Genomic DNA, 16097 nt, shown 5'->3' with positions numbered 1-16097 from the left:
AGGCTCGCGTATATGTCAAGCAAAACCTGCGGTGCGCGAACGCGGGCGCAACGCATACATGGCAAGTGCTCCCGCGACCGAGGCGTTCAGCGATTCGGCCTGTCCCTGCATCGGCACAGCGAGCAGGACATCGCAGCGCTCCTCCACCAATCGCCGCAGGCCCTCTTCGCCGCCCAAGACAATGGCAACGCGCGCCGGCGGCTCATAGGAGAACAGATCGGCGGGCGCCCGGGCCGAGAGACCGATGATCCAGAACCCGGCGTCCTTCAACGTTTGCAGCGTACGCGCGACGTTCACCACCAGGGCCACCGGTACGCGCATGGCCGCACCCGCCGCCGCCTTCTCGACACTCGGCGTCACGCGGACCGCGCCATCTTTGGGGACGACGACGCACCCGACGCCGGCGGCCTCCGCACTTCGCAGCAACGCGCCGAAATTCTGTGGATCGCGCAGCTGATCGAGCACGACGACCCGAGCCAGCTTTGGTATCAGCACTGACTCGATATCGCGGTAATGAAACGGCGGCACGTCGGCGACCACTCCTTGATGATGGTCGCTGCCGCACAGTTCGCGCAGCACGGCGGGGGCGATGCGCTGCAGCTCGACGCCGGCGCGCGTCGCCGCGGCCGCCAGCGCAGCCACCCGCCCCGAGGCCTCGGCTCGGACGTACACGCGCTCGACCAGCGGCGGCGCCATCTCCAGACGGGCCGCCACCGCATGGATCCCGTACACTCGCTGCGTGGGCGGTCGTTGATTTACATTGAATCGGCGTTTCACTACGATTCGCTCACGTGCGGACGCTCAATCGTTACATCACCCGCGAGATTCTCGTGCCGTTTCTGCTGGGCCTGGCGGTCTTCACCGGCATCCTGTTGATCGCGCGCATTCTCAAGCTCGTCGAGCTGATCGTCAACCGCGGCGTGCCGGCACTGCAAGTGCTCAAACTGTTCTCGTACATCATGCCCGCGTTCCTCGAAGTCACCGTGCCGATGGCGCTGCTGCTGGGCGTGCTCATTGCGTTTGGCCGCCTCTCCTCCGACAGCGAAATCGTCGCGCTGCACACCTCGGGGGTCAGTTTGTATCAACTGCTGCGTCCCGTGGCCGCGATCGCCGTCGTCATCTACTGCGTCACGCTGGGCTTGTCGATGTATGCGCGGCCCTGGGGCAATCGCCAGCTGCGCGACGCGTTGTACTCGATCGCCAAGGTGCGAGCGAGCGCGGGCATCCGCGAACAAGTATTCAACGACGACTTCACGGGGCTGGTCATCTACGTCGAAGAAATCGAACCGCCCGGCACCACCCTCAGGCGCATCGTGATTTCCGACACCCGCGACGCGATGCAGCACAACACCGTCTTCGCCAAATTGGGGATCGTCATCAACAACGAAGCGAGCCAGACGCTGACCCTGCGTTTGCTCGACGGGACCATCCACAGCTTCGAGCCGGGGGGACGGAGCTACAACAAAACCGACTTCAGCGTGTACGACTTGAGCCTCGATCTCGACACGGCGTTAGCGCGCGTGCGGCGACGGGAACGCGAACCAAGCGAGTTGACGGTCGGCGAGCTGCGCCAAGCCATCACGACGAAAGCGGAGGCCGGCATCCCGGCACTGGTCGAGCAGGTCGAATTGCACCGCAAGTTCGCCATTCCATTTGCCTGCCTGGTGTTCGCCGCGCTCGGCGTGCCGCTCGGTGTGCAGCCGACCCGCGCCGTACGATCGCGCGGCTTCTCGACCAGCTTGGTGTTGATCCTGAGCTACTATCTCCTGCTCAGTTTGGGCGAGAGCCTCGGCGAGCGCGGCACCCTGCCACCCATCGTGGCCTTGTGGATCCCCAACCTGGTGATGGCGACACTGGCAAGCACACTGCTCTGGCGCGCGGCGCGGGAGACCAGCTTATCGAGCTTGGCGGCGGTAGATCAGTGGCTGGTGACCCTGCGGGCCCGCTGGGTGGCACGCGTGAGCGCCAACGCCGGGCCCTAGTTCGCCGCCGGCATCGCTCATGTTGTCGAGTGTCATCAGTCGCTATGTCGCGCGGGAGTTCTTGCGGCTCTTCGCGATGATTCTGGCCAGCTTCGTCGGGCTGTACCTGATCATCGACTTCTTCGATCGGCTCGACACCCTGCTGCGCAACGACGCGACGCCGGCGCTGGCGGCGCGCTACTTCTTGTTCAAGATTCCGTTGATCGTCACACAGGTCACCCCGCCGGCGGTGCTGGCGGCGGTGCTGGTGAGTCTGGGCACGATGTCGCGTCGCAACGAGATCGTCGCGTTTCGCGCGCTGGGGGTCAGTCTCGGCCAAATGGCGGTGCCGTTGCTCATCATTGCGGGCGTGATCAGCGGTGCGTCGCTGCTCTGGGAGGAGACCGTCGTCCCCTATTGCTCGCGCAAGTTTCAGTATGTGAACGTCGTTGAGATTCGCAAGCGACCGCAACGCAGCCTACTGAGTGATCACGAGATCTGGTACCACGGCCGCGAGGGGTTCTATAACATCGACTACGTCGATGGCGCGCGCAGCACGTTGCATGGGCTGACTATCTACCGCATCGACGCGTCGTTCGCCCCGTCCAGCATCATAGAGGTGGCCACCGCACGGTGGAACGGCGTCGGCTGGGAAACCAGTGCGGCCAGTCAGCGTGAGTTCTCTGGTAGACAGATCGTGACGCGCGCACTGCCCGCCAATACGGTCACGATCCCGGAAACGCTCGACGACTTCCTCGACGTGCGTCGCGCGCCCGAAGAGTTGAGCTTCATGATGCTGCGCGAGCGCATCGCGACCCTCACCCGCAAGGGCATCGATGCGTCGATCTACTTGGTCGATCTACACCTGAAGTTGGCGGTACCGTTCGCCAGTCTGGTGTTGGCGCTGCTAGGCGTTTCGCTGGCGGGCCGCGTGCGGCGCCATCCAAGCGTGGCGGGGGTGATCGGTGTGGGGCTGGCGGCCGGTTTCGGTTACTGGGTTGTGCTCGCGTTGGCAAACTCGCTCGGCAATAGCGGCGTGTTGCCAGCCGCCATCGCCGCGTGGTCCGCCAACGGAGTGTTCGTATTGATCGGAACCGCGCTCTTCCTCGGCGGCGAGTGACGTGCCGGAAGCTTAGCGCTTCGAGTACTGCGGTCGCTTGCGCGCCTTGTGACGGCCGTACTTTTTGCGTTCGACCTCGCGCGGATCGCGGGTAATGAAGCCCGCCTTCTTCAGCGCCGGTCGGAAGTCGGGGTTGGCGATCAGCAACGCCCGCGTGATGCCGTGCCGTACGGCCGACGCTTGCGCGGAGATACCGCCGCCCCGGACGTTGGCGGATACGTCGAATTGGCCAGTGGTGCCGGTGACATCGAACGGTTGTGCGACGACCATGCGAGAGGTTGGTCGGCCGAAGTAGTCGTCGAGCGAGCGGCGATTGACTGTGACCGTGCCCGCGCCGGGAATGAGGCTCACTCGGGCCACAGCGGTCTTGCGGCGGCCGGTGGCGGCGTATGCGTTCTTGCGTTCAGCCATCATGGTTTACCTCAGTCACACAGAGATGATCACGGGCTGCTGCGCCGTGTGCGGATGATCCGGCCCCGCGTATACTTTCAGCTTGGTGGCCAGTTGCCGCCCCAAGCGATTCTTCGGCAACATGCCCGCGACCGCCACCTTCAATACGCGATCGGGACGTTCGCGCAAGATCTTGCCGACTTGTTCCGTCTTCACCCCACCGGGATAGCCGCTGTGGCGTCGATAGAGTTTCTGTTCGACCTTCTTGCCGGTCAACTTGAGACCGGCGGCATTCACGACCACGACGAAGTCGCCGGTATCCTGATGCGGGGTAAATGTGGGCTTGCCCTTGCCGCGCAGGAGGTTCGCGACGCCACTGGCAACGCGACCGAGCACCTTGCCGTCGGCGTCAACGAGATACCAGCGACGCGCGGCGAGCGCTTCCTCGCGGGTAGCCATGTATGTTGTCTTCATGATTTCCTCACCTACGAACCGTCGCGGGAGACCGACCCCTCACGCGAGGGGTCTAGGTTCTGCAAACTGGCGGGGTGGACGGGACTTGAACCCGCGACCTCCGACGTGACAGGCCGGCGTTCTAACCGAGCTGAACTACCACCCCGGTAAAATTTCTGCTCCCGACTTGGCGGTGTCTCCTCTCTCTACGCACTGGCACGGCGTGATGGGCGGTATCCGATTTGAACGGATGACCCCCGGCTTGTAAGGCCGATGCTCTCCCCCTGAGCTAACCGCCCGCCCTGCGGCTCCGGCAGCGGTTCCCCGCGTTAGTTGAGGGAATCCTTCAGCGTCTTGCCAGCTTTAAACTTGGCGGCCCGCGAGGCCGCAATCTCGATGCTCTCGCCGGTCTTCGGGTTTCGCCCCGTGCGAGCCTTCCGGATTGAGATCGCAAAGGTCCCGAATCCGGAGATGTTCACCTTTTCCCCCTGCTTGAGGGCCACCACGATGTCATCGAAGAGCGTGTTAACTGCTCGTTCGGCCGTCGCCCGGGGGAGATCCACCTTACTTGCGACGGACTCGATCAGCTCTGCCTTCGTCATCGGGTTCCCTTCAACAGGTTAAGCGGCGGGAGTCATAACAACCGGGTCACCCCAAGTCAAGAAAGCCTCAGTGTGTGACTACGTCCGTCGCGGCCGGCACCTCGGGGTGAAATGGCGGCGTGGGCACGACCTCCGGCTTCTTGGCCAGGAAACTGTTGGGGTCGGACAGCAACAAGGCCTGGCGCAGGACTTGGTCCATGTGTTCGACCAGTTCGATCCGGATCGCCCGCAGGATCGTCGGGGGTATCTCTTCAATGTCCTTCTCGTTCTCCGCCGGAATCAGCACGGTCTTGATGCCAGCGCGGTTGGCGGCGAGCACCTTTTCCTTCAGCCCCCCGATCGGCAGCACGCGACCACGCAGCGTCACTTCGCCGGTCATCGCCACGTCGTGCCGGGCTGGGATCTTCGTCAGCGCGGACACCAGCGCCGTGGCCATCGTGACACCTGCGGACGGGCCATCCTTGGGGATAGCGCCCTCCGGCACGTGGATGTGGATGTCGACCTGTTGATAGAAGTTGCGTTCTAATCCGAGTTCTTCGGCGCGCGAGCGCACGTAGCTGAGGGCCGCCTGCGCAGATTCCTGCATCACGTCGCCCAACCGCCCGGTGATGATCAGCTTGCCTTTTCCTGGCATAACGGTGACCTCGGTGTTGAGCAGTTCACCGCCCATTTCTGTCCACGCGAGCCCGGTGACCACACCGACCTTGTGCTCCTCCTCCACCTTGCTGAAGCGATAGCGCGGCGGCCCGAGATACTTGCCGACCTTCTTGCCGTTGACTTGGATCTTGAGGGTTTTGTCCTTCTTGACCACATCAACGGCGACCTTGCGGCAGATTGACGCCAACTCGCGCTCAAGATTGCGGACACCCGATTCCTTCGTGTAGTGGCGAATGATGCTGAGGACGGCGCTGTCTGAAAACTCGATGTTGGCCGGCTTCAAACCGTTGGCCTCTAGCTGTTTCGCAATCAGATACCGTTTTGCAATGTTGAGCTTCTCGAGTTCCGTATACCCTGCGATGCGAATGATCTCCATACGGTCCTGCAGCGGCCGCGGGATCCGGTCGAGCGTGTTCGCCGTGGTAATGAACATCACCTTGGAGAGATCGTACTCGACATCGAGATAGTGATCGTCGAAGTTCTGGTTCTGCTCAGGATCGAGCACTTCCAGCAGTGCGGACGACGGATCGCCGCGGAAATCGGTCGACATCTTGTCGACTTCGTCGAGCAGGAATACCGGGTTTCCGGACCCCGCTTTCTTCATACTCTGAATGACTTTGCCCGGCAGCGCCCCGATGTATGTGCGCCGGTGACCACGAATCTCGGCCTCGTCCCGCACGCCGCCGAGCGACACGCGCACGAACTTGCGGCCGGTGGCTCGGGCAATCGACTTGCCGAGCGACGTCTTGCCGACCCCTGGGGGACCAACCAAGCAGAGGATCGGCCCCTTCATCTGACCTACCAGCGACTGCACCGCCAGGTATTCCAGAATCCGCTGCTTTACCTTTTCGAGCCCGTAGTGATCTTCCTCGAGGACTCGCTCGGCCTCGACGATGTCGAGCTTGTCGTCGGTGTACTCCTGCCACGGCAGCGAGATGAGCCAGTCGATGTAGTTGCGCACGACGGTGGCTTCGGCGGACATCGGCGACATCATCTTGAGCTTGCGAAGTTCCTTCTCCGCCTTCTCCTTGGCCTCCGCCGTCATCTTCTTCTGCTTGATCTTCTCCTCGAGTTCCTGAATTTCGTTCTTGAATTCGTCCTTCTCGCCCAGTTCCTTCTGGATCGCCCGCATCTGCTCGTTGAGGTAGTACTCCTTCTGGGTCTTCTCCATCTGCTTCTTGACCCGCGTGCGGATGCGTTTTTCCACTTCCAGAATTTCGATTTCCGACCGCATGTAGCCGAGAACTTTTTCCAGCCGCTCGGTCGGATTGAGGACCTCGAGCAGTGCCTGCTTGTCTTCCAACTTGATGCCGAGATGGGCGACGATCGTATCGGCGAGCCGCGACGGATCGTCAATCGACGCCACCGACATGATCATCTCCGGCGGAATCTTCTTGTTGAGCTTGACGTAGTTCTCGAAGGTCGCGTTGATCGACCGGATCAAGGCTTCCACTTCGGTCGACTTCTCGACCTGCTCGTCGATCTCTTCGATCTCGACGGCAAAGAAGTCGGCGTTGTCGACATAGCGCAGCACGCGCGCTCGCTTCTTGCCTTCGACGAGCACCTTCACGGTGCCGTCGGGCAGACGCAGCAACTGGACGACGCTGCCAAGAGTGCCCACTCGATAGATGTCGTTCTCGTCCGGGTCGTTGGTTTTCGCTTCACGTTGGGCGGCCAGCAGAATAAACTTCTGCTTGTTCATCGCCTCTTCGAGCGCCTTGATCGACTTCTGGCGTCCGACAAACAACGGAACCACCATGTGCGGGAACACGATGATGTCGCGTAAAGGTAGCAGCGGAATCCGCGGCGCGCCGGGGGAGCCGCTTTCACGACTGTCCTTTTTGTCGTTGCGAAAGAGCATGCGTTCGTCCTCGTCCTGGGAGGCCACCGGCGCCTACGCCGTTTCCGCCGCTTTTTGGTAGAGCACGATTGGCTGTTCGTGCTTGGTGACGACCTCTTCGGAGATCAACACCTCTTTGATGTTCGGTTGCGATGGAATATCGTACATCACTTCGAGCATAGTGTTCTCCAAGATGGCTCGCAACCCGCGGGCTCCGGATTTCCGCTTCAACGCCTCGCGCGCAATCGCGGTGAGCGCTCCATCGGTGAACTTCAGGTGCACGCCCTCCATCTCGAAGAGCTTCTGGTACTGCCGCGTCAGCGCGTTCTTCGGCTCCTTGAGGATGCGAACGAGATCGCTGGCGTCAAGCTCATCGAGGCTCGCAATCACCGGCAAGCGTCCGATGAACTCCGGTATCAGCCCGAACTTGAGCAGGTCTTCGGTCTGTACGTCGTGCAGCAGATCGCTCGTACTGCGCTCTTGTTTGCGCCGAATGTCGGCGCCGAACCCGACGCCCTTGATCCCGATGCGACGCCGGATGATGTCCTCGAGCCCGACGAAGGCCCCACCGCAGACGAATAGGATGTTGGTGGTGTCGACTTGCAAGAATTCTTGCTGCGGATGCTTGCGCCCGCCTTTGGGTGGCACACTGGCCGTGGTGCCCTCGATGATTTTGAGCAGCGCTTGCTGGACACCTTCGCCCGAAACGTCGCGAGTGATCGATGGGTTGTCGCCCTTGCGGGAGATCTTATCGATCTCATCAATATAGACGATGCCACGCTGCGCTTTTTCGACGTCGTAATCGGCGTTCTGCAGCAGGCTGAGGATGATGTTCTCGACGTCCTCGCCCACGTACCCCGCCTCGGTCAGGCTGGTCGCGTCCGCAATAGTGAACGGGACCTGCAGAAAGCGGGCGAGCGTCTGGGCTAACAACGTCTTGCCCGAGCCGGTCGGGCCGATCAGGAGAATGTTGGACTTCTGCAGCTCGACATCCCCGGTGACCAGCTGACTATCAATCCGCTTGTAGTGATTGTGCACCGCGACCGAGAGGACCTTCTTCGCGCGCTCTTGACCGATCACGTATTGATCGAGGACCTTCTTGATCTCCGACGGTTTCGGAACGGCGGAGGTGGAGGCGAGCCCTTCCTCCTGATCACACTCCTCGGCAATGATGTCGTTGCACAGATCGATGCACTCGTCGCAGATGTAGACGGTCGGCCCGGCGATGAGCTTGCGCACCTCATCCTGGCTCTTGCCACAGAACGAACAGACGAGGTTTCCGCCGCGGTCGCTATCGTGCTTGGCCATAGCTCCCTCACACTTTCCGTGTCGGTCGACTGGCGATCACTTCATCGACCAAGCCGTACTCGACCGCCTGCTTCCCGGTCAGAAACATATCGCGATCGATATCCTTCTCAATGCGCTTGAGGTTCTGTCCCGTGTGCGCCACGAGGATGGCGTTGAGCTGCTCACGCATGCGGAGAATCTCGCGCGCCTGAATGTCAATGTCGGCGGCTTGGCCTTGGGCGCCGCCGAATGGCTGATGAATCATGATGCGTGAGTGCGGCAAGCAGAAGCGCTTCCCCTGCGAGCCGGCCGCCAGCAACCATGCCGCGCCGCTGGCCGCCTGCCCTAAGCAGAGGGTCGAGACATCGGGCTTGATGTACTGCATGGTGTCGTAGATGGCCAAAGTGGCGGTCACCGAGCCGCCCGGCGAGTTGATGTAGAAGTGAATGTCCTTCTCCGGGTCCTCGGATTCGAGGAACAAAAACTGCGCGGTGATCAGATTCGCGATCTCGTCCGAGATCGGCGTCCCGAGAAAGACAATGCGGTCTTTCAATAGACGGGAGTAGATGTCGTAGGCGCGTTCGCCTCGCCCCGTTTGTTCAACGACGATAGGGACCAGGCTCATGGCGACGGTCTGACGTTCATCTGGCATAAATCCTAGCCGTTTTGTTCCGCGTCAGCAACGCTGATCGTGTGTTCGGTGGTGGTGATGGTGGACCGCGTCGCCACGAGATCGAGCGCGCGTTGCTGCAGCATGCGGGCGCGCAGGGCGCCCCGCGTGTCGCTGTCTTGATACATCGCCCGCACTTGCTCCGCACTGCGGCCGGCTTGCGTGACCTGTTCGTCGACCTGCGCCTGCAGTTCGTCATCACTCACCGCCAGCATTTCTTGGCGTGCGATCGCCTCGAGCACCAACGCCGCTTTCACTTGCCGCCGCGCCTCAGGTTCCAACTCGCCGGCCAGACGCTCGATCTGCCCGTGCGTGTCCTTCTGGCGCAAACGCGGATCACGCACCGACTGCATCACATCCTCGGCAAGTCCGTGGGCGCGGCGATGCACCATCGCATCGGGCACCACGATGTCGTGGGCCGCCACCAATTGTTCGATCAGCGCTGCGCGTGCCGCCTCGTCGGCACGGTGCGCCGCTTGCGTTTCGAGCTGTTGGCGCGCTCGTTGGCGTAGCGCAGCCAACGTCTCGCACTCGCCGTGATCCTTCGCGAAGTCGTCATCCAGCGCCGGCACGTCCTTGCGAGCCAACGCGTGAACGGTGACGCGGAAGATGATCGTGTGCCCCGCCAACTCCGCGTTCGCGTGATCCGGTGCGTAGGCCACATCGAACTCGCGTGTCGATCCTACTTCAACCCCTTCCATCTGCGCGTCGAAATTCTCCGAGAACGCGCCGCGGCCGATCTCGACCAGACGGTTGTCGCCGCGACCGATCAGACGCTGCTCGCGGCGCGCTTCGTAGGTCAACGTCACCACGTCGCCATGTCGCACGGTCGTGCGATCAAGAATCGGCTGCAATTGCGCCAGCGATTCTTGCAACCGGGTGAGATAGGCATCGACGTCCGCGTCGCTCACCGGCGTCAGCGGCCGCGTGACTTGGAAGCCGGTGTAACGCTCGGCCACAACGTCGGGCTTTACTTCGACGGTTGCCGAGTAGCGTAGCGCCGCCCCCGGCTCGGCTTTTTCCGTGACGATCTTGGGTTCGCTCACTACGGCGAGGCCGCGTTCGCGCAGCGCCTCTTCGTAGGACTTCTGAATCAACTTGCCGAAGACATCGGCGCGCACCTGATCGCCGAACAACTGCTCCAGCACCGGTCGCGGCGTGCGGCCCGGGCGGAACCCGCGCACCTTGGCGTGCCGGCTCAACTCTCCATACGCGCGCTCGATCTCCGCGCGCACTTCCTGCTCCGGCACTTCGATCGCCAACCGTCGCCGCACCGGATCGACTGTCTCAACTTCGACCTTCAGCATTGCTTCGTACACATGATCTCCAGGAATTCGTTAACCACACGCGCAGGAGTGATTCAAGGAAAGCATTGTCGCATGCGGCTGATAACAGCGCAGGTGTGAGGTCGTCAGGGTGACGCGTGTCGCGAGCGGAGTGCGACGCATAGATCACTGTGGCGCGTATGTCGTGCGTGCCGCGTCGGCTGGGAGAGTTGGCGCGTAGGCTGCGCCCGAGAGTTTTCAGCATCAACCGTCGCGCGCCACTCTGGCGCGCCGCCGCCGTGAGAGACTCATGCAATATTCCGAGGAACCTTTGCATCCCTCTCTGTGAACTCGGCCATTGCACGAAGGAAAGGAGAGGAAGACAATGAAGACGACGTTGGTGTTGTTGGGAATCTTGCTGTTAGGGACTCCGGCTGGGGCGATCACTTGCCCTCCGGGTCAACACGCGGTGTGTCACGGAGGCAGCGGCCGCGGAGGTGGATACCGAAGCACCTGTGCCTGCGTCAACAATCCCCCACCTGTCTGTGTCACCGCCTGGGGAACGCAGATCGCCGCGGGAACATCGATCATCTTGTACGACACGTACACCGTCTACGCTCCCGACACCTGCAGTGCTCACGGAGCCGTGGTTTCCTGTGCGTTGAACGGCGTCCTCAATCCGCCGAATGCCACGGGGTATCCAGTCTGCACTGTGGTCTCCGACGCAGGCGACGACTAGAGAGCGCCTAGCGCGCGCGCCGCTGCCAGCGGCGGATCATCGACGGGACGACGAACATGACAGCGAGTCCCGCCAACGCCGCCATCCGCGGGTCGCCGAGGAGGTCATCGAACCACAGCGTCGAGGCCATGCCGAGCCCGAAGTACGCCATGTCGCCGGCGATGGTGAAGAGCCAGCTCGACACCAGACCAAAGCCGGCTGCGGCCGCGAGCGCGCGGCCGAACGGGAGCCCGGCCCCGAACGCGGTGAGCGCGATTCCGAGCGGCGCCGACGCGCTGCCCGCCGGCATCGTTCGCGTGATCATGGCGAGAACCGCTTTGCCCGCGCGACTCACGAACGACAGGCGATCCGCCAGTGCCGCCAGGATGACGAGCAGCGGCTCGAACACACACGCCAGCACGATGTCCGAGGCGAAGTAGAGGACGCTCATGACGATCGGGCCGAGACCGCTGTGGTTGCCGAGCAGCACGCCAGGCGGGATGCCCAAGCCGCCCGGAATGCAAAAGAGCAAGAGCACTCCCCACCACCCGTGCGGCCACCCCGCGGGCACTGGGGCGGTCGGGTCCCACGCGAGACGCTGGAGGTACTCGGCGATCATGCGAACGCGCGCGAGCGGATGCCGAGCTTTTCGCGGGCGTCGTCCTCCGGAACGTCTGACGACACGCAATCGCGACTAAGCAGCTGGTCGCTATGATCGAGCCTCACAGTCGCGTCCTTTCGATTCCGCAATCGCGTGGAAATGTCCCCCGCTTTACGCTCCGGTGGGGGACAATCCGGGAAAGAGGCGCGGGTATACGTGAGGACAGAAATGCGAGAGGGGGGACTCGAACCCCCACGGTTGCCCACTGGATCCTAAGTCCAGCGCGTCTGCCAGTTCCGCCACTCTCGCGATCGCGTGCGCCCACCAACAGTCACAGCGAGCGATGAGGTAGCAGGCCGCCGGCCCTTCTAGCAAGTTGCGCTCAAGTTGCCCCGCGCGATCGCTGGCACGCCGAGTCAGCGCGAGCCTTTACCAAAGTGCGTCTGCAGCAGTTGCAGGTACGGCGCGCAGGTGCGGCGCGCTCTGACGAGATCGCAGGCCGCGCGCAAGCTGTACCCATGGTTCGTGTGCAGATACGCAATCGCCACCGTCGGCGCGCGATTCATCCCGGCATTGCAGTGGAGGTAGACGCGCTCGCCGCCACCCAGTGAACCGGCCAACTGGGTCAGCAATCGATCCAGCACCGCGAGCATGCGACTCGGCTCGTAGTCCGGCACCGGCACCCGCTCAAAGCGCAGGCCAGCCGCGGCATAGGCGCGCTGTAGAATGTCGATGTCGAGACCAGTAGCCGCGAGATCGTCTGCGTCTTGCAGACTGAACACCGTGCTGACGCGATGTTCGCGACCCAGCCACGCGATGTCCTCCGGACGCAGGAATTCCCCAATCAACAGATTCGGCCACACCTCGTCGAGATCCGGTCGGCGATCACGCGTCGGCGGCACTGAAGGATCAGAGAGTCGGTAGGGCATGTGGCTTCGCACACCAAATGAGGGACCGAAAGTGCGAGGCCCATGATGCGTCAAACGTAGCCGGGCCACAACCGCGCGCAACGCCGGTAACGCGGGGAATCGGCACTACCGCGATGCCCTCGCCCCGTTCGTTGCTTTGATGACATGGGGGTGACCGCACCCGAGCGGCTGCGAGTTGGCCCGAGCGCTTTCTCGTTGTGGTATATGTGCTGCTCTACGCTGAGTCAGGCTCCCGGACTCGGCTGCGATCCCCGAAGCGGAGGCCCCCTGCGAAGGAAGAGTTGCGCAATGACCGCCGTGCAAGCGAGCATTGGTGACCACCCGTATCCTTGTTGTAGCAGCCAGCGCGCTGGCCTTCGCCATCGCCACGACCACCGTCGCCGCATTCGCGCGTGATCCCCAGCTGCGGAGCGCTCCCGCGCCCGATCTCGCCGTCGTGGTCGGTCCCCGCGTGCGCCATCGGCAGGAACTCGCCCAACTGCTGCTGCAACTGCACGACCCAGACTCGCCACACTACCGCCAATACCTCAGTACCGCCGAATTCGATGAGCGGTTCGGTCCGGCGTACGACGACGTGGCGGCCATCGTCTCGCATCTCACCGAACAGGGTCTCAGCGTCAGCGACGTGAGCCCCTCCGGATTTTTGATCAACGCCCACGGCACCATCGACGCTGTGGAGCGCACCTTCGCCGTGAGCGTGATCAAGCATGAAGACAGCGGTCACATCGTCTACGCGCCGGATCGCGAACCAACACTGCCGGCGTACCTCGCCGCAACCGTCACCAGCGTTCAGAGCCCCGAGAACCGGACGCAGCTGCGCGCCAACAACACCGGGCCGCGGATCCCATCGCAAGAGAGCTTGCCCTTCACTCCCGGCGCAATCGCGCAGGCGTATAACCTGACGCCGTTCTACGATGCCGGACTGCGCGGCGACGGCAGTCGGGCCACCACCATCGCGGTGGCGACCGCGTTCGGATTTCAGCTCAGCGATGTCCGCGAGTTCTGGCGCACGCTCGGCATCGAGCGACGGCCCGACCTGCTCGAGGTGATCCCGGTCGGCGGCACCGCCACACGCACGATCGATGAAACGACGCTCGACATCGAGTGGGCCGGCGCCATGGCCCCCGGTGCGCGCGTGCTCGCCTACGTGGGCGCCGATAGCTACGTCTCCACCTTCACCAGCGTCTACGACCGCATCGTCAGCGAGAATCGCGCCGCGGTGATGACCATCAGTTGGGGTCTGTGCGAGCGCACTATGCCGCGAGCGTATCTCGATCAGAGTCACGCAATCTTCGAGAAGGCGGCTGCGTTGGGCATCAGCGTCGTCGCCGCCTCAGGCGACAGCGGCGCCTTTGACTGCGGTCCGGATGTGCTCGGGGTGAACTATCCGGCATCCGATCCGCTCGTCACTGCAATCGGCGGCACCACACTCGCGGTGGACGACAGGGGCTACCGCGTCGGCGAGCAAGCGTGGCAGGGCAGCGGTGGCGGCACCAGCACTCTGTGGCAACAGCCGACGTGGCAAACCGGATTGAGCGGCTGGCGGCAGTCGGCCGATGTTGCGCTCAACGCGGATCCGGCCACCGGTTACTACGTCGTCAACAACGGCACCTGGTGGGCGTACGGCGGGACCAGTCTTGGGACGCCGATCTGGGCCGCGTTGCTCGCGCTCATCAATCAGTATCGCGGCCAGCACACGCAACCCACGATCGGCGCCGCCGGTGCCGCGCTGTGCGATGCGGCGCTGCAACCAACTGCCGCAACCGTCCCCTTCACCGACATTGTTGCCGGCAGCAACGGGCACTACACCGCGGGCGCGGGCTGGGACTTCCCAACCGGCTGGGGCGTTCCTGACGCCTGGACACTCGCACAATCGCTCGCCACACCAGCGACAGCGCACTCCGTCGTTGGTGGCAGCAGCATCATGAGCTACCTCTATCCAGAGCCGGCAGCGACCTCCGGCACCGTGCGTGTCACCCTCAGTGCCCGCTGCAGTCAGACTCGCGGTACCGTTGCGGTGCGCGGACTGAGTCCTGGGCTGTACCGGCTTGCCATCGACGACGATCCGGTGATCGAGTTCGCGGTCGGAGCGAGTGGTCGCGCGCACGCGCCGCTCAACGGCGTTGATCCCCGCGGGCACCAGGTGACCTTGATCGACATCAGCGCCCGTGTGCTGTTCCGCGGTGACTTTCCGTTTCAGGCCCCGCCGCGGGTTCACATGCGCGCCCGCTTCGACAACCCTGGCCGCGCGCGCGGCGCGAGCGGAGCGGTTACTTATCGCAGCGCCAACGGCGCGGAGCAGTTCCGGGCGACGGCCAGCGGGCTTCCGGCCGGGCCGTACCAGCTTTTTGCGGGCACGCACCAGATCGCGACGCTCGTGGTGCTGGCGCGCGCCGACGGCGCCACCAGCGGCGCGGTCCGGTTCGATTCGCGCAACCTCAGTGGACAGGCGTGCCCGACCCCACTGCGGTGTCAACCGCTGCGGCTGCGCCACAATGGCATCGTGATGTTGGAACTCACCGCCACCAAACCCGGCACCGGCATCTGCCCCGAATGATGCCGAGAGCCGTACGCGCGATCACACCGGGGCGCCGATTCGTTGCGGTTGTAGGGCGTATCTCTCGGGCTTTGTCCGGTTGTCACCTGAGTATTGCCGCACACCAAATGTGGCAGCATGCGTCTCATGGACTACCGAAAAAATGCGGCTCGTCGTCTTGAACTTACTCCCGAAGCGCGCACCGAAGTCGAGCGCGTCGCGGCGGACGGTCCGCGCGGAATCGCACGCCGCGCACGGATCATTGTTGCCCGCGCCGACGGCCTGCCGCTGAGCGCGATCGCCCGCAGCGTAGGCTTGCATCGCGACAGCGTTCGCCGCTGGCTGAATAGGTATCGCATCGAGGGCCTCGCGGGGCTGCGGCACGGCAATGCCGGCAAACCGAAGAACGTGGTGTTTGACGCGGCCGCGCGCGCAGAGATCAACCGCCGCGCGGATACCTCGCCCGCGATGCTCGGTGAACCATTCAACGCGTGGTCACTCTACAAGCTGCGCGATCATCTCGTCCACGAGCGCGTCGTCGCCAGCATCAGTGTGGAACGGTTACGTCAGCTGCTCGCCATCAGCGAACACCCGCGGGAGTTCTGGCGCCGGGGCAAGGAAGGAGTGCCAATCTCACCGGAGGTCCGCCACCAACTGGTCGAACTCGTGCGCCATCCCCGTATCGACCAGGCACGACGCGCCCGTGCGGTGTTGGCCATCGCCGATGGTGCCAGCATCAGCGCCGTCGCCCACGCCTTCCACCTCGGCAAGGGAAGCATCCGTCGCTGGCTCGATCACTTCCTCACCGCAGGGGTGGCCGGATTGAGTGGATCGGCGACCGAAGGGACCAACATGGACCACGCGCTCGCGTCATATTCCGGCGCCGCACGACCCCACTACACCCCGGCCCAACGGCGGTGATGCACCTTCGCGGCGACACGTGGATAGTCGCGCCTGAGCGCTCCAGCCTGCCGCTGCTGGGCTTTGTGAGCGGGCTGGGAGTGAGCGTGTTGTTGTGGGTCGGCCTGGGAAGCGCGCTGTGGTTGTGGCTGAGCGCGCCCTGATCCG

Annotated in this window: 16 protein-coding genes and 3 tRNA genes; 6 read left to right on the top strand and 13 right to left on the bottom strand. The window is 63.4% G+C overall.

The genetic code is table 11. The features are described from left to right. Positions 1 to 15: 15 nt before the first annotated feature. On the bottom strand, positions 16 to 714 hold the full coding sequence (gene rlmB / locus HYR72_12405) for a 23S rRNA (guanosine(2251)-2'-O)-methyltransferase RlmB (protein ID MBI1815773.1): 699 nt from the start codon (positions 712 to 714) through the stop codon (positions 16 to 18). 77 nt (positions 715 to 791) lie between these two features. Here rlmB and lptF point away from each other — a divergent pair, with 77 nt between their 5' ends. Further along, positions 792 to 1982 carry an LPS export ABC transporter permease LptF gene (gene lptF, locus HYR72_12400; protein ID MBI1815772.1) on the top strand — a complete coding sequence of 397 codons (1191 nt, stop codon included), beginning with the start codon at positions 792 to 794 and terminating at the stop codon, positions 1980 to 1982. A 19-nt stretch (positions 1983 to 2001) separates the two neighbouring features. Beyond that, positions 2002 to 3081, top strand: a complete 1080-nt coding sequence (gene lptG / locus HYR72_12395) for an LPS export ABC transporter permease LptG (GenBank protein MBI1815771.1) — start codon at positions 2002 to 2004, stop codon at positions 3079 to 3081. 12 nt (positions 3082 to 3093) lie between these two features. Here lptG and rpsI read toward each other — a convergent pair whose 3' ends face one another. The 9 genes from rpsI to tig all read right to left on the bottom strand — a co-directional run bounded on the left by rpsI (position 3094) and on the right by tig (position 10287). Then, entirely contained in the window at positions 3094 to 3492 is a 399-nt protein-coding gene (rpsI, locus tag HYR72_12390; GenBank protein ID MBI1815770.1) for a 30S ribosomal protein S9, read from the bottom strand. A gap of 15 nt (positions 3493 to 3507) precedes the next feature. Further along, positions 3508 to 3945 carry a 50S ribosomal protein L13 gene (gene rplM / locus HYR72_12385; GenBank protein ID MBI1815769.1) on the bottom strand — a complete coding sequence of 146 codons (438 nt, stop codon included), beginning with the start codon at positions 3943 to 3945 and terminating at the stop codon, positions 3508 to 3510. Positions 3946 to 4012: 67 nt separating this feature from the next. After that, positions 4013 to 4090: transfer RNA gene (locus tag HYR72_12380), tRNA-Asp, on the bottom strand. Positions 4091 to 4151: 61 nt separating this feature from the next. After that, positions 4152 to 4223 (bottom strand) — tRNA-Val (locus tag HYR72_12375). Between the two features lie 30 nt (positions 4224 to 4253). Continuing rightward, complete coding sequence (locus HYR72_12370) at positions 4254 to 4526, bottom strand: HU family DNA-binding protein (GenBank protein MBI1815768.1); 273 nt, start codon at positions 4524 to 4526, stop codon at positions 4254 to 4256. A gap of 67 nt (positions 4527 to 4593) precedes the next feature. After that, positions 4594 to 7044 (bottom strand): endopeptidase La, encoded by a 2451-nt coding sequence (gene lon, locus HYR72_12365; GenBank protein ID MBI1815767.1) that lies wholly within the window; start codon positions 7042 to 7044, stop codon positions 4594 to 4596. Between the two features lie 33 nt (positions 7045 to 7077). Beyond that, entirely contained in the window at positions 7078 to 8331 is a 1254-nt protein-coding gene (gene clpX, locus HYR72_12360) for an ATP-dependent Clp protease ATP-binding subunit ClpX (GenBank protein MBI1815766.1), read from the bottom strand. A 7-nt stretch (positions 8332 to 8338) separates the two neighbouring features. Then, the gene (clpP, locus tag HYR72_12355; GenBank protein ID MBI1815765.1) at positions 8339 to 8935 is read right to left on the bottom strand and encodes an ATP-dependent Clp endopeptidase proteolytic subunit ClpP; all 597 of its coding nucleotides are present in this window, start codon (positions 8933 to 8935) and stop codon (positions 8339 to 8341) included. Between the two features lie 32 nt (positions 8936 to 8967). After that, positions 8968 to 10287, bottom strand: coding sequence for a trigger factor (gene tig, locus HYR72_12350; GenBank protein MBI1815764.1), 1320 nt, complete (start codon positions 10285 to 10287; stop codon positions 8968 to 8970). A gap of 343 nt (positions 10288 to 10630) precedes the next feature. Here tig and HYR72_12345 point away from each other — a divergent pair, with 343 nt between their 5' ends. Then, on the top strand, positions 10631 to 10984 hold the full coding sequence (locus tag HYR72_12345) for a hypothetical protein (GenBank protein MBI1815763.1): 354 nt from the start codon (positions 10631 to 10633) through the stop codon (positions 10982 to 10984). A gap of 7 nt (positions 10985 to 10991) precedes the next feature. Here HYR72_12345 and HYR72_12340 read toward each other — a convergent pair whose 3' ends face one another. From HYR72_12340 to HYR72_12330, 3 genes are all read right to left on the bottom strand, one after another. After that, positions 10992 to 11582 carry a hypothetical protein gene (locus HYR72_12340; protein MBI1815762.1) on the bottom strand — a complete coding sequence of 197 codons (591 nt, stop codon included), beginning with the start codon at positions 11580 to 11582 and terminating at the stop codon, positions 10992 to 10994. Between the two features lie 211 nt (positions 11583 to 11793). Then, positions 11794 to 11873, bottom strand: a tRNA-Leu gene (locus HYR72_12335). Between the two features lie 107 nt (positions 11874 to 11980). Then, on the bottom strand, positions 11981 to 12493 hold the full coding sequence (locus HYR72_12330; protein MBI1815761.1) for a dual specificity protein phosphatase family protein: 513 nt from the start codon (positions 12491 to 12493) through the stop codon (positions 11981 to 11983). 313 nt (positions 12494 to 12806) lie between these two features. Between HYR72_12330 and HYR72_12325 the strand changes: the two genes are divergently transcribed. The 3 genes from HYR72_12325 to HYR72_12315 all read left to right on the top strand — a co-directional run bounded on the left by HYR72_12325 (position 12807) and on the right by HYR72_12315 (position 16093). Continuing rightward, positions 12807 to 15050, top strand: a complete 2244-nt coding sequence (locus tag HYR72_12325) for a S8/S53 family peptidase (protein ID MBI1815760.1) — start codon at positions 12807 to 12809, stop codon at positions 15048 to 15050. A 126-nt stretch (positions 15051 to 15176) separates the two neighbouring features. Next, entirely contained in the window at positions 15177 to 15950 is a 774-nt protein-coding gene (locus tag HYR72_12320) for a helix-turn-helix domain-containing protein (protein MBI1815759.1), read from the top strand. Continuing rightward, positions 15950 to 16093 carry a hypothetical protein gene (locus tag HYR72_12315; protein ID MBI1815758.1) on the top strand — a complete coding sequence of 48 codons (144 nt, stop codon included), beginning with the start codon at positions 15950 to 15952 and terminating at the stop codon, positions 16091 to 16093. The genes HYR72_12320 and HYR72_12315 overlap by 1 nt, the downstream gene beginning before the upstream one ends. Positions 16094 to 16097 lie beyond the last annotated feature (4 nt).

The organism is Deltaproteobacteria bacterium, assembly GCA_016178705.1.
Taxonomy (GTDB): domain Bacteria; phylum Desulfobacterota; class Binatia; order HRBIN30; family JACQVA1; genus JACOST01.
The sequence above is the reverse complement of the archived record's forward strand: the minus strand, read 5'-3'. Positions and strand labels throughout refer to the sequence as shown.